At 58.8% G+C, this 233-nt stretch carries 1 rRNA gene; it reads right to left on the bottom strand.

What is annotated here, in order from left to right:
- Positions 1-233: ribosomal RNA gene (locus tag E0702_RS18255) — 23S ribosomal RNA — on the bottom strand; the annotation flags it as partial.

The following is a 233-nucleotide window of genomic DNA, read 5'->3' as shown; positions in this document are numbered from 1 at the left end:
CTCGTGATACCTCCAGCAAGCCTCTCGACTCACCTTCATTGGCTTACACGACGCTCCTCTACCGCGTGCCTGCATCCTTAAGCCTACTCATTCCGCCCGACTCGACGTTCGGGGGGCTTGGGCGTCGCTGCGCTCCGCCAAGCGAATAGTCTTAAGTGATGCAGGCACACCCGTAGCTTCGGTACCTGGTTTAGCCCCGTTATATCTTCCGCGCAGGCCGACTCGACTAGTGA

The sequence above is a fragment of the Halomonas marinisediminis genome (genome assembly GCF_004347715.1).
Classification (GTDB): Bacteria; Pseudomonadota; Gammaproteobacteria; order Pseudomonadales; family Halomonadaceae; genus Halomonas; species Halomonas icarae.
Note: the sequence above shows the minus strand (reverse complement) of the source record. Positions and strands in the feature narration are given on the sequence as shown.